The sequence below is a fragment of the Pseudomonas sp. genome (assembly GCF_032058845.1).
Lineage (GTDB): Bacteria > Pseudomonadota > Gammaproteobacteria > Pseudomonadales > Pseudomonadaceae > Aquipseudomonas.
The window spans coordinates 59,943-72,642 of the sequence record NZ_DAMCCR010000007.1 but is presented as its reverse complement, the minus strand read 5'-3'; the positions used below and the strand labels follow the sequence as shown (position 1 = coordinate 72,642).

Annotated in this window: 10 protein-coding genes; 5 read left to right on the top strand and 5 right to left on the bottom strand. The window is 64.7% G+C overall.

The window, feature by feature from the left end:
- Positions 1 to 96 precede the first annotated feature (96 nt).
- Positions 97 to 726 carry a response regulator transcription factor gene (locus RT028_RS02835; RefSeq protein WP_312932238.1) on the bottom strand — a complete coding sequence of 210 codons (630 nt, stop codon included), beginning with the start codon at positions 724 to 726 and terminating at the stop codon, positions 97 to 99.
- Positions 723 to 3,116, bottom strand: coding sequence for a PAS domain S-box protein (locus RT028_RS02830; RefSeq protein ID WP_312932236.1), 2,394 nt, complete (start codon positions 3,114 to 3,116; stop codon positions 723 to 725). Before RT028_RS02830 ends, RT028_RS02835 begins: the two co-directional genes overlap by 4 nt.
- A gap of 97 nt (positions 3,117 to 3,213) precedes the next feature.
- Between RT028_RS02830 and RT028_RS02825 the strand changes: the two genes are divergently transcribed.
- Positions 3,214 to 4,203 (top strand): alpha/beta hydrolase family protein, encoded by a 990-nt coding sequence (locus RT028_RS02825; RefSeq protein WP_312932234.1) that lies wholly within the window; start codon positions 3,214 to 3,216, stop codon positions 4,201 to 4,203.
- 21 nt (positions 4,204 to 4,224) lie between these two features.
- On the opposite strand, the gene RT028_RS02820 is transcribed toward RT028_RS02825, so the two are convergent.
- From RT028_RS02820 to RT028_RS02810, 3 genes are read right to left on the bottom strand one after another with little or no spacing between them, the layout of a single operon-like run.
- Positions 4,225 to 4,989 carry a TerB family tellurite resistance protein gene (locus tag RT028_RS02820; protein WP_312932232.1) on the bottom strand — a complete coding sequence of 255 codons (765 nt, stop codon included), beginning with the start codon at positions 4,987 to 4,989 and terminating at the stop codon, positions 4,225 to 4,227.
- 2 nt (positions 4,990 to 4,991) lie between these two features.
- Complete coding sequence (gene murU, locus RT028_RS02815; protein ID WP_312932230.1) at positions 4,992 to 5,657, bottom strand: N-acetylmuramate alpha-1-phosphate uridylyltransferase MurU; 666 nt, start codon at positions 5,655 to 5,657, stop codon at positions 4,992 to 4,994.
- Positions 5,654 to 6,673, bottom strand: coding sequence for a phosphotransferase (locus RT028_RS02810; protein WP_312932228.1), 1,020 nt, complete (start codon positions 6,671 to 6,673; stop codon positions 5,654 to 5,656). Before RT028_RS02810 ends, murU begins: the two co-directional genes overlap by 4 nt.
- A gap of 131 nt (positions 6,674 to 6,804) precedes the next feature.
- On the opposite strand from RT028_RS02810, the gene RT028_RS02805 reads away from it, so the two are divergent.
- From RT028_RS02805 to rsmA, 4 genes are all read left to right on the top strand, one after another.
- Positions 6,805 to 9,618: an LPS-assembly protein LptD gene (locus tag RT028_RS02805; protein ID WP_312932226.1), complete on the top strand. Its 2,814-nt coding sequence runs from the start codon at positions 6,805 to 6,807 to the stop codon at positions 9,616 to 9,618.
- Entirely contained in the window at positions 9,599 to 10,918 is a 1,320-nt protein-coding gene (locus RT028_RS02800) for a peptidylprolyl isomerase (protein ID WP_312932225.1), read from the top strand. Before RT028_RS02805 ends, RT028_RS02800 begins: the two co-directional genes overlap by 20 nt.
- Entirely contained in the window at positions 10,915 to 11,904 is a 990-nt protein-coding gene (pdxA, locus tag RT028_RS02795; protein WP_312932223.1) for a 4-hydroxythreonine-4-phosphate dehydrogenase PdxA, read from the top strand. The genes RT028_RS02800 and pdxA overlap by 4 nt, the downstream gene beginning before the upstream one ends.
- On the top strand, positions 11,901 to 12,700 hold an 800-nt coding region (gene rsmA / locus RT028_RS02790; protein ID WP_312932222.1), incomplete at its 3' end, for a 16S rRNA (adenine(1518)-N(6)/adenine(1519)-N(6))-dimethyltransferase RsmA. The genes pdxA and rsmA, both read left to right, overlap by 4 nt.

Here is a 12,700-nt window from a genome sequence, read left to right as displayed (position 1 = left end):
AACTCCATCTACTGGCTGAACCGATGCTGTCTATGCTGGGCCGGTGGCGAAGCCAACCCAACGCAGCCGCCTCGCCCTCTGTCGCAAACAGAGCACTCAAAGCAACTTGTGCTCCATCGCGTACTTCACCAGTTCGGCCAGCGAATGCACTTTCAGCTTCTGCATCAGCCGCGCCTTGTGGGTGCTGATGGTCTTGCTCGACAACGCCAGCTGCTGGGCGATGTCGTTGACGTTGGCGCCGTGGGCCAGGCGCTCGAACACCGAGAACTCCCGCTCCGAGAGCAAGGTGTGCAGGGGCCGCGACTCGGTCAGGCCAACCTCGAAGACCATGCGATCGGCCAGCGCCGGGTCGATATAGCGCCCGCCCGCCGCCACGCGGCGGATGGCGGTGAGCAGCAGCGCCGGATCACTGTCCTTGGTCGCATACCCGGCCGCGCCGGCCTTCAAGGCACGGGCAGCCATCTGCGCCTCATCGTGCATCGACAGCATCAGGATCGCCGGAGGATCGTTCAGAGCGCGGATGCGCGGGATCGCCTCCAGGCCACTGACGCCAGGCATTGAGATGTCCAGCAAGACCACCTCGCACGGCGTATGCCGCAGGGTTTCAAGCAACTGCTCACCATTGCCCGCCTCCCCCACCACCTGCATGTCGCGGGCCAGGCCGATCAGTTGCTTGATGCCTTCTCTGACGATGGTGTGGTCTTCTGCCACCAGCACTCGAATCACACGCGTTCCTCCTGTTGCACTGCGATGGTCACGCTCAGGCTGGTGCCCTCGCCGGGTTCACTGTCCAGGGTCATGCTGCCACCGAGCATCAGTACCCGCTCGCGCATGCCAACCAGGCCGAACGAAGTCGGCCGGCTGTCGTCGAGGGCAAAGCCCACGCCGTCGTCGATGACGGTCATGCGCAAGCGTGGGTGTTCATGCACCAGCTCGATCTGCACCGTGTGCGCCTGGGCGTGACGGATGACATTGGTCAACGCCTCCTGCAGCACACGGAACAGACCCGTGGCCTTGGCATCGCTCAAGGCCGGCAGGCTGTCGGGCACCTGCACCAGGCACGGAATCTGCGTGCGCGCTTCGAAGCGACGCGCCTGCCATTCGATGGCCGAGGCGATCCCGGCATCGAGAATCGGCGGGCGCAAGGCTGTGGCCACATCGCGTACCAACTGGAACAGCTGGGCGATCAGGCGCTTCATGCTCGACAGCCGCTCTTGCAGGCCAGGGTCGAGCTCGGCGTACGCCAGCTCGCACATCGACACCTCCAGCTTGAGTACGGTGAGCATCTGGCCCAGTTCGTCGTGCACCTCACGGGCGATGCGCGCCTTTTCTTCTTCGCGCACGCTTTCCAGATGCGCCGACAGCTCGCGCAACTGCTCCTGGGAACGCTCCAGCGCCTGCTCGGCGCGCTTGCTCTGGGTGATGTCCCAGACCACACCATCCCAGACCACCCGGCCATCGCCCAGGTGCCGGCTGCTGGCCTTGATGTCGGCCCAGCGCTGCTCGCCCTCGCGAGTGAGCACCCGGCCCTGCCATGACCAGTCCTGATCGTTGGCCAGGGCCAGGTCCTGGACGCGATGGTAGTCGGCGCGGTCGTCGGGATGCACCAGGCTGCGCAAGCCCATGTCCGGCTGCTGCAGACTCGCCGGCGAGTAGCCGACCAGCGATTGGCTGCCCTCGCTGATGTAGGGAAATTCCAGGCCATCGTCGTCCGGGTCGCGCTCCAGGCGAAACACCAGCCCGGGCACATTGCCAGCAATGCCCTTGAGACGCGCCTCGCTCTCGCGCAGTTGTGCCAGGGCACGGCGTCGCTCGGTCACATCGGTGAGAAACACCACCAGGTATTCGGCGTCGCGAAAACGCAGGAACGACAACGACAGATCGACCGGCAGAAGCGTGCCATCGGCGCGCAGACAGTGGCTCTCGAAGTGCTCGATGTCATCACCACTACGGGCGCGCTTCCACAGCTCCAGCCAGCGGTCCATGTGCAGGTTGGGCTCGAAGTCGTTCAGCGGGCGTTCGAGCAGCTCTCCGTCGCGGTAGCCGAGCATGCGTTCGGCCGCCTGATTGGCATAGCGCACATGGCTGTCCCAGTTGACCCAGAGAATGCCGATGGTGCTCTGGTCGAGGGAGAACTGGCTCAGGCGCAGGGATTCTTCGCGCAGCTGGCGCTCGGAGAGCTTTTCACGGGTCTCCAGCAACTGCCGTTCGAGGTAGCGTTGCTGGCGCCGCTGCCAGGCCAGCGTGGCCAGCGCGCACAGCAACACGACCCCCAGCAGCAGGGCCAGGTTCTGCCAGAAGCCGGCCGATTCGGCAAAGCGCGGGTACTTGGGTTGCAGCCAGCGCTGGTGGATCTGTTCCAGGGTCCTGGCGGGCATCGCCTGAATACCCCGCTGGAGCACCTCGGCCAGCGCTGGCCAGTCAGCGCGCGAACCGAGGCGCAGCAACTGCGGCAGGCCGATGTCACCCACGACCGCCAGGTCCGCGAATTCGTTTTCCCGCGACAGCCGACTCAGCTGGGCCTCATCCAGCACGGCGTAGCTCGCCTGGCCGCCGACGGTCCATTGCAAGGCGGTGCGTTCATTGGGCACGCCTTGCAGGTTCAGCCGGGGATAGTTGCTGCGCAGGTAATCGGCCAGCGCGCTGGGCATGCGCACGGCCACGCGCTCGTCAGGCGCCAACCGCTCGAGGTCAACGGCCACCGCGCCGGTGCGCGGGCCGACCAGCCGTTGCGGGATGCGCATGTACGGGTCGCTGAACAGCCACAGGCGCAGGCTGGCCTGGGTCTGCATCAGGCCAGGGGCGAAGTCGATTTCGCCTGCCTGCAGGGCGTGCTCAAGCGACGCCTGGTCAGGAAAGTTGCGCCAGGTGAGGTCCAGGCGCAGTGCCTGGCCGAGCCAGGTCACCAGCTCGACGTTGGCGCCGTAGAGTTGTTGCAGGCGCCGGTCGAACTGCGCGTAGGGCGCTTGCAGCACCAGGCCCACGCGCAGGTTGCGGTGGGCGTCGAGCCACTGTTGCTGCGCAGGTTCGAGGCCGACCGAAGGCGCCTGCGCCCACGCCAGGCTGCTGAGCAGGCAGCAGTAGCAGACCATCAACAGCCAACGCACGGGCTTCATCTCTAAGCGCATCCTGGCAAAAGGGTGGCCATCACGCGTGGCCGGAGGGGAAAAATACGATTAGGCTGCGAGGAACATTCTGACGTTGGACGGACCGATGTTCTCACTTTATCGCACATCGCTGGTGGCCTTTTGCCTAGCTGTAACCGTTGTGCCAGTGGGCCACGCCGCTGACGATCCGCCTCCCGCTGCCCCGGTGACGGCGCCTGCACCGCGTCCGCCCCTGGCCGACCGTAGCGCAGACGACGCCCAGGCACTGGAACGGCTGGTGCCCAAGGAACAACAGCGCACGCTACAGGCTGGCAGCGACAGCTTCCTGGCCTTGTGGACGCCGGCCAACGACAGCGACCCCAAGGGCGCGGTGATCATCGTGCCTGGCGCCGGTGAAACGGCAGATTGGCCCAACGGCGTCGGCCCCTTGCGCCGCAAGCTGCCAGACAGCGGCTGGCACAGCTTGAGCATCACCTTGCCGGACCTGGTGGCCGAGCAGCCTCAGGCCCGCGCCGAGCCTGCCCCGGCTGCGGCACCGGCCAGCGCCGATGGCCAGACGGCGCCTGCCAAGGACACCCCGGATGACGCCAACGCCAACGTCGCACAAGCCACCTCGCCCGAGGCAGACACGGCCGAAAGCACCGACGCAGCGCAGGCCAGCGACCACAACGACAAGGCTGACGCCGAGCGGATCTTCGCCCGTATAAAAGCTGCGGTCAGCTATGCCCAGTCGCAGAACACGCAAACCATCGTCTTGCTCGGGCATGGCAGCGGCGCCTACTGGGCGGCGCGGTTTCTCAGCGAGCAGCAGCCGCCGGAGGTGCAGAAGCTGGTGATGGTCGCGGCGCAGACGCCAGCGCGGGTCGAAGACAACCTGCACAGCCTGCTGCCGACCTTGAAAGTGCCGACAGCCGACATCTACTACGCCCTGCGCAGCCAGGACAAGAACGCCGCTCAGCAGCGCTTGCAGGCCACCAAGCGCGTCAAGGACAGCCAGTACCGCCAGCTCTCGCTGATCGCCACGCCCGGTGACAGCGCAGCGCAACAGGAGCAGTTGTTCAGGCGGGTCAAGGGCTGGTTGAGTCCGCAGCAGTAATGTTCCGAGCCTGGGTCAGCGTTACAGCCCGTGACGCTTGCGTACCAGCGCGTAGGCCTGGTGCAGCTCGCGGGTCCGGTCGGTCGCGGCGCGGACCTGCGCGGCACTGGCGCCCTGGCCTTGCAGCTTGTCCGGGTGGTGCTGGCTGAGCAGCCGGCGGTAGGCCTGCCTGATGTCAGTGGGCGCAGTGCTGGCCGTCACTCCCAACATCCGCAGCGCCCCCGCGTAGGTGAGCGATGAGGGCTCGCGCGGCATGCCCCGGGGCTCGTACTCACGCGCCAGGGCTTGAACCTGCAGCCGCCCCAGCCCCAACTGCACGCCCCACTCGGCCAACAGCGTGCGCTCTTCGCGACCTGCCTTGCCGTCGGCCCAGACCATGCGCCAGCAGGCGCGTACCGTACCCTCGCTGGCATGGGCCTGCAGTTTGATCCGGCGCAGATGATGGCCCAGCCGGTCCTTGCCGGTCTTGCCGCGGTTGAAGGCCTCGATCGCGCGCAGCCGACCCGCCTCGGAGAGGTCCAGACGCAGCATCTCTTCCCGGGCCTGACGGATATGGCTCTGCTCGACGCGCCCGTCACTCTTGGCCAGGCGCCCGAGCAGGACGAACAACAGGTCTTCGTCACGCAATGGCCCGCGGCCATGCAGGCGGTCGTTGAGGTCTGCCCAGCCGTGCACGCGCAGCCGCCGGTCCATGGCCTGACCGAGCAGCCCCCCTAGCAGGGCACCGGGAATGTTGGCTACGGCAAAGCCTGCACCCAGCCCCAGCAATGTGCTTGGCCACCACATGCTCAGGGCTGCTCGGCGATCAGGCGTTCGGCTTCGGCGAGCCGCTCGGGCGTGCCGACGTCGACCCAGGCGCCGGTGTAGTACTCGCCGGTCACCCGTGCCTCACTGATCGCCTGGCGCAACAGCGGCGCGAGCTTGAAGGCACCGGCCTGGCTGTCCCTGAACAGTGCCGGGTCAAGCACCGAGAGACCACTGAAGGTCAGTTTCGCCGGGCCGTCGTTGCCGACCTGCCCGTTCGCGAGACTGAAGTCACCTGCGCCGTGGTGGCCAGGGTTGTCCACCAGCACCAGATGGGCAAGGCCCTGCAACGGGGCACGCAGGCGGGCGAAATCGTAGTCGGTCCAGATATCGCCGTTGACCAGCAGGAACGGCTCGCTGCCCAGCAGCGGCAGCGCCTTGAAGATGCCACCGCCGGTTTCCAGCGGCTCGCCTTCGGGCGAGTAGGCGATGTTGACGCCCAGGCGCCGGCCGTCGCCCAGGTGCGTCTCGATCTGTTGGCCAAGCCATGCGTGGTTGATCACCACCTCGGTGAACCCGGCTGCGGCCAGCGCACGCAGGTGGTATTCGATCAACGGCTGGCCGGCCAATGGAATCAGCGGCTTGGGCGTGTGCAAGGTCAGCGGGCGCATCCGCTCGCCCTTGCCGGCGGCCAGGATCATGGCCTTCATCGTGCGGCTCCCGTGTGCAGCTCGCTGATCAACTGGCCCAGCTCAGCGAGTTCAGGCCGGCGCGCGATGACCTCTTCTATGTAAGTGAAGAAGCGCGGAACGTCGCTCAGGTAGCGCGGCTTGCCATCGCGGTGGCAGATGCGCGCAAAGATGCCGATCACCTTCAGGTGACGCTGGACACCCATCAGGTCGCTGGCGCGCTGGAAAGCGTCGAAATCGGCCTGTACCGGGATGCCTGCTGCACGCGCCTGGTTCCAGTAGTCGCGCAACCAGCCATCGACACGCGGCTGCGGCCAGCTGAGGAAGGCGTCCTTGAACAGGCAGGTGATGTCGTAGGTGACCGGGCCGTACACCGCATCCTGGAAATCCAGCACACCCGGGTTGGGTGCGCTGACCATCAGGTTGCGCGGCATATAGTCGCGATGCACCAGCACCTTCGGCTGGGCCAGGGCGCTGTCGATCAGGTGCTGGCTGACTCGCTGCCAGGTGGCCTGCTGAGCAGCCGTCAGGCTGAGGTTCAGTGCGTGCGCCACATACCACTGCGGGAACAGCTCGAGCTCGCGGCGCAGCAGGGCATCGTCGTAATGCGGCAGCGGCGCGGTGCAGGGCAACTGCTGGAAAGTCAGCAAGGCGTCGATGGCATCGGCGAACAGGCGGTCGGCGTTGTCGGGTTCGATGACATCGAGGTAGGTCTGCCGACCCAGATCGCTCAGCAACAGAAAGCCGCGCGGGACATCCTGCGCGTGGATCAGCGGCACGTTGACACCGGCTTCGGCCAGCAACCGATCAATATCGACGAACGGTTGGCAGTTTTCCTGCGGCGGCGGCGCGTCCATCACCACCAGCGTGCGCTCGCCCCCCTGCCAGCGGAAGTAGCGACGGAAACTGGCGTCACTGCTGGCGGCGGTCAATGTTCCCGCGGGAACGGTGCCCCAGCCATTGTTCAGGAAGAGGGTCGGCAGTTGCTCATCCAGCCACTGACTCAGGTGTTGCAGGCGTACATCATGTTCGGGCATTACATGGGTCTCCGACGGCCCTAGCCGTCAAGCGGGTCATGCTTTATTATCCAGCATCTTTTTCAGACCATCGAGAGGCGTGCGGCCCCCACACGCGGGCAGATGGCACGCAGGAAGCCCGGACTAATAAGATGGCATTGAAATCCCCCGCGTTTCGTAGAAAGTTTCCGTTGCTGGTGACCGGCGGCCTGTTGGCCCTGCAAACTCTGGCCACGCCGCAGGTGATGGCTGCCGAGCAGTTCAACTGCCAAGTGTCCGCCTCGGGTGGTTGGGACTGCAAGCCCAAGGCCAGCGATAACCTTCCCCCACGGCCTGTGCACAAGGGCGCCGCGCAATCTGGCAGCGACCAGGGTGACGTTGCGCAAAGCGCCGACGCCCCCCAGGACAAGCCCGTACAGGTCACCGAGGCCAAGGGCCGCGGCCTGAAGTCGCGCAGTGCCGATTACAGCCACCTCGACTGGGTTCCGCGTGACAAGCTCACCCCTGCACAACTGGCCGAAACCGGCCCGTACTGTGGCGGCGCCTACATCGAGCCAACCCGCCCGGGCATGAATGACACCACGCCCAAGGACGAGTCGCCGACCTACCTCAACGCCAAGGTGTCTCGCTACCAGCAGGAACAGCAAGTCGCGACCCTCGCCGGTGACGTGGTCATGCGCCAGGGCAGCATGCAGTTGCAGGCCGATGAGGCCAACCTGTATCAGACCGAGAACCGCGGCGAATTGAAGGGCAACGTCAAGTTGCGCGACAACGGCTCGCTGGTGGTCGGCGATCGGGCCGAAGTGCAGCTCGATACCGGCGCAGCCAAGGTCGACAACGCCGAATACGTGATGCACAAATCACGCATCCGCGGCAGCGCGCTGTACGCCAAGCGTGCCGAAGACGCCGTCATCCGGCTCAAGGATGGTACCTACACCACCTGTGAACCGGGCAGCAACGCCTGGCAGCTCAAGGGCAACAACATCACCCTGAACCCGGCCACCGGGTTCGGTACGGCAACCAACGTCACGTTGCGGGTCAAGGATATTCCGGTGTTCTACACACCTTATATCTACTTCCCCATCGATGACCGTCGCCAGTCCGGCTTCCTGCCGCCGTCGTTCAGCAGCAGCAGCGACAGCGGCTTCACGCTGGTCACGCCGTACTACTTCAACCTCGCGCCGAACTACGACGCCACGCTGTACCCGCGCTACATGACCAAACGCGGCTTGTTGATGGAAGGCGAATTCCGCTACCTCACCGAGTCCAGCGAAGGTCAGGTCGGCGGCGGTTACCTGAATGACGACAGCGACGAGCGCAAGCGCCAGACCGACTACAAAGACAAGCGCTGGATGGTCAACCTGCAACACAAGGGTGGCCTGAACGACCGTCTGATGACCGAGGTGAACTACACCGACATCAGCGACCCGTTCTACTTCCAGGACCTCGAATCCGATCAGATCGGCGTCGAGCGCAAAGACTTCCTCGATCAGCAGGGCGCACTGACCTACCGCGGCGACAGCTACACCGCACGGTTGAACGCGCATGCCTACGAGGCGGCGACCATTTCGCAGATCACGCCGTACGATCGCCTGCCGCAAATCACCCTGAACGGGACGCTGCCGTTCCAGCCGGGTGGGTTGAACTTCGATTATGAAACCGAGGCGGTGCGGTTTGACCGCGATCTGAAAGACGGCACGGTGTTCAACAAAGACGGCAATCTCGATGACAGCGTCGGCGGCATCGCCTTGGGACGCCGGATCGACGAAAACATCACCGGTATCGCACGCGCCAACGGCACGCGCCTGAATCTCGCGCCGTCGATCAGCCTGCCGATGCAGGCGAGCTACGGCTACGTCACGCCGAAGCTGAAGTATGTCTACACCCAGTACGATCTCGACCTGGATGGCCAAGGTAAACGCGATGCTGCACTTCAAGCGTCGGAGCCGGGCTATGCCAGCTACAGCAGCTCGATCGACCGCTCGATTCCTGTCTTCAGCGTCGACAGCGGCCTGTACTTCGACCGTAACACATCGATGTTCGGCACCAACTACCGCCAAACCCTCGAACCGCGCATGTTCTACCTGTACGTGCCGAACAAGGAACAGGCTGACATACCGCTGTTCGACACGGCCGAAACCCTGTTCAGCTACGACTCGCTGTTCCGCGACAACCGCTTCTCGGGCACCGATCGCATCGGCGACGAGAACAAGCTGTCGCTGGGCGTGACCACGCGCTGGATCGAGGACAATGGCTTCGAGCGCCAGACCTTCAGCATCGGCCAGGCCCTGTACTTCAAGGACCGTGAAGTCCAGCTGCCGGGTATCGACTACCGTGACCGCAGCGACAGCACCTCGGACGTTTCGCCTTACGCCCTGGTCTACGGCTACCGCTTCAACCGCGACTGGCGCTTCAACTCCGACTTCAACTGGGATCCGGACAGCCACAGCACCCGTTCGGGCAGCGCGATGTTCCACTACCAGCCTGAAGACGAGCCGAACAAGATCGTCAACCTGGGTTATCGCTATCGCAATGACCAGATCAACTTCGACACGGCAACCGGTACGTGGAAAGTCGGTGGTGGCAACTACGGCGTAGAAGGCCAGCCCAACTTCATCAAGGACTACTACAAGATCCAGCAGCACGACTTCTCGGTCATCTGGCCGATCGTCCCGCAATGGAGCGTCATCGCACGCTGGCAGCATGACTACAACCGCAACCGCACCCTGGAAGCCATGGGCGGTTTCGAGTATGACAACTGCTGCTGGAAGCTGCGCCTGATCAACCGTTACTGGCTTGATTTCGACGATTACAGCCAGGCGGCTCCACAGAACGAGAAGGGCGACCATGGCGTCTTCCTGCAGATCGTCCTCAAGGGCCTCGGCGGCGTCGTTGGCAAGAAAGTCGAATCCTTCCTCGACCAAGGCATTCAAGGTTACCGCGAACGTGAAGAGCAAGCTTTTTGATCGCATCCGCCCAGCGCTGCTGGGCGTCGCACTGCTGAGTGGGGCGGTACATGCCGCCGTGCAACCTCTGGACCGCGTAGTGGCCATCGTCGACAGCGACGTGGTCATGCAAAGCCAACTGGACCAGCGCACCCAGGAAGTCCAACAGACCATCGCCAAGCGTGGCGGCGGCGTGCCGCCTGCCAGTGCGCTGCAGCAGCAGGTGCTCGAGCGCCTGATCGTGGAAAACCTGCAACTGCAGATTGGCGAACGTTCAGGTATCCGTATCACCGATGAAGAGCTGAACCAGGCCATCGGCACCATTGCCCAGCGCAATGGCATGTCCCTGGATCAGTTCCGCGCGGCCCTGTCGCGTGATGGTCTGTCGTTCGATGACGCGCGTGAGCAGGTCAAGCGCGAAATGATCATCAGCCGCGTGCGCCAGCGTCGTGTCGCCGAGCGTATTCAGGTGTCGGAGCAGGAAGTGAAGAACTTCCTCGCCTCGGACATGGGCAAGATGCAGCTGTCGGAAGAATACCGACTGGCCAACATCCTGATTCCTACCCCTGAAAGCGCTAACTCGGATGCGATCCAGGCAGCCGCGCGCAAGGCAGGTGACGTTTACCAGAAGCTGCGTCAAGGTGCTGACTTCGGCCAGCTGGCGATTTCTCAATCGGCCAGTGAAAACGCCCTGGAAGGCGGCGAAATGGGCTGGCGTAAAGCCGGTCAGCTACCGCCTGACTTTGCCAAGCTGCTGGGCAGCATGGGGACAGGTGATATCACCCAGCCCATTCGCATCCCCAACGGCTTCATCATTCTCAAGCTCGAAGAGAAGCGCGGCGGCAGTGCCAACGTGCTGCGTGACGAAGTGCATGTTCGCCACATCCTGATCAAGCCCAACGAGATCCGCAGCGATGCGGCGACCGAGCAACTGGCCGAGCGTCTGTACGAGCGGATCCAGAACGGCGAAGACTTCGCCGAACTGGCGAAAAGCTTCTCGGAAGACCCGGGCTCTGCGCTCAATGGCGGCGACTTGAACTGGGTCGACCCCAACAGCCTGGTCCCTGAGTTCCGCGAACAGATGGCCAGCGCCCAGCAAGGTGTCGTGACCCACCCGTTCAAGACTCAATACGGCTGGCATGTACTGGAAGTGCTGGGCCGTCGCGCCACCGACAGCACCGAACAAGCGCGTGAGCAACAGGCAATGACCGTGCTGCGCAACCGCAAGTACGACGAAGAGCTGCAGAGCTGGCTGCGCCAGATCCGCGACGAGGCCTATGTCGAAGTCAAGCTGCCTGGCGCTGACCAGGCCGCCCAGTGACGCCAAAGCGCTTCGCACTGACCCCGGGCGAGCCCGCGGGTATAGGTCCTGACCTGTGCCTGCTGCTCGCCACGCAGGCCCAGCCCCACCCCCTGATCGCCATCACCGACCGTGACCTGCTCGCCGAGCGGGCCACGCAGTTGGGGCTGGCGATCAGCTTGCATGCAGTGGCACCGGGGCAGTGGCCCGACCAGCCGGCGCCCGCCGGCAGCTTGTACGTCTGGCATACCCCGCTGGCCAGACCGGCAGTGGCAGGCCAGCTCGACGAAAGCAATGCGGCGTTCGTCCTCGAAACCCTCACCCGTGCCGGTGCGGGGTGCCTGAACGGCGACTTCGCCGGCATGATCACCGCCCCGGTGCACAAGGGCGTGATCAACGAGGCGGGTATCCCGTTCTCCGGGCACACCGAGTTCCTGGCCGAACTGACCCACACCGCACAAGTGGTCATGATGCTGGCCACTGGTGATCTGCGCGTTGCGCTGGTCACCACGCACCTGCCCTTGCGCGACGTGGCCGATGCCATCACGGGCGAGCGTCTCGAGCGAGTCACGCGCATCCTGCATACCGACCTGCGTGACAAGTTCGGCATCGATCAGCCACGTATCCTGGTCTGCGGGCTCAACCCGCATGCCGGTGAAGGCGGCCACCTGGGCCGCGAAGAAATCGACACCATCGAGCCGACGCTGGAACGCCTGCGCGGCGAAGGCATGGACCTGCGCGGCCCACTGCCGGCCGATACCCTGTTTACCCCCAAATATCTGGAGCACTGCGACGCGGTGCTGGCGATGTATCACGACCAGGGCCTGCCGGTCCTCAAGTACAAGGGCTTCGGCGCGGCGGTCAATGTGACGCTGGGCCTGCCGATCATCCGTACCTCGGTTGACCACGGCACCGCCCTGGACCTCGCTGGCACCGGCCGGGTCGACACCGGCAGTTTGCGCGTCGCGCTGAACACCGCCTACCAGATGGCCGAGAACCGACCATGAACGAGCATTACCAACACCGGGCGCGCAAGCGCTTCGGGCAGAACTTCCTGCATGACGCTGGCGTTATCGATCGCATCCTGCGCGCCATCCATGCCAAGCCCGGCGAACACCTGCTGGAAATCGGCCCGGGCCAGGGCGCCCTCACCGAGGGGCTGGTCAACAGCGGCGCGCACCTCGATGTGGTCGAGCTGGACAAAGACCTGGTGCCGATCCTGCAACACAAATTCCGCGACGCCGACAATTTCCGCCTGCACCAGGGCGACGCGCTGAAGTTCGACTTCAACCAGCTCGGCGTACCCGCGCGCAGCCTGAAAGTCGTCGGCAACCTGCCGTACAACATCTCCACCCCCCTGATCTTCCACCTGCTGGCCCATGCCCACCTGATCCGCGACATGCACTTCATGTTGCAGAAAGAGGTGGTCGAGCGCATGGCCGCCGGGCCTGGCGGCGGCGACTGGGGTCGGCTGTCGATCATGGTGCAGTACCACTGCCGGGTCGAGCACCTGTTCAACGTCGGCCCGGGCGCGTTCAACCCGCCGCCCAAGGTCGACTCGGCCATCGTCCGCCTGGTGCCGCACGACCCCCCGCCGCACCCGGCCAAGGACCCTGCCCTGCTCGAGCGCGTGGTGCGCGAAGCGTTCAACCAGCGCCGCAAGACCCTGCGCAACACACTCAAGGGTCTGCTCGATGCAGCCGCCATCGAGGCCGCCGGCGTTGATGGCAGCCTGCGCCCCGAACAGCTCGATCTGAGCGCATTCGTGCGCCTGGCCGATCAACTGGCAGCGCAGCAACCCAG

What these genes read in the sequence shown, in the direction of transcription:
- RT028_RS02805 (WP_312932226.1), top strand. Translation starts at nt 6,805, where the DNA reads ATGGCATTGAAATCCCCCGCGTTTCGTAGAAAGTTTCCGTTGCTGGTG.
- RT028_RS02810 (WP_312932228.1), bottom strand. Translation starts at nt 6,673, where the DNA reads ATGCCCGAACATGATGTACGCCTGCAACACCTGAGTCAGTGGCTGGAT.
- RT028_RS02820 (WP_312932232.1), bottom strand. Translation starts at nt 4,989, where the DNA reads ATGTGGTGGCCAAGCACATTGCTGGGGCTGGGTGCAGGCTTTGCCGTA.
- RT028_RS02825 (WP_312932234.1), top strand. Translation starts at nt 3,214, where the DNA reads ATGTTCTCACTTTATCGCACATCGCTGGTGGCCTTTTGCCTAGCTGTA.
- RT028_RS02830 (WP_312932236.1), bottom strand. Translation starts at nt 3,116, where the DNA reads ATGAAGCCCGTGCGTTGGCTGTTGATGGTCTGCTACTGCTGCCTGCTC.
- murU (WP_312932230.1), bottom strand. Translation starts at nt 5,657, where the DNA reads ATGAAGGCCATGATCCTGGCCGCCGGCAAGGGCGAGCGGATGCGCCCG.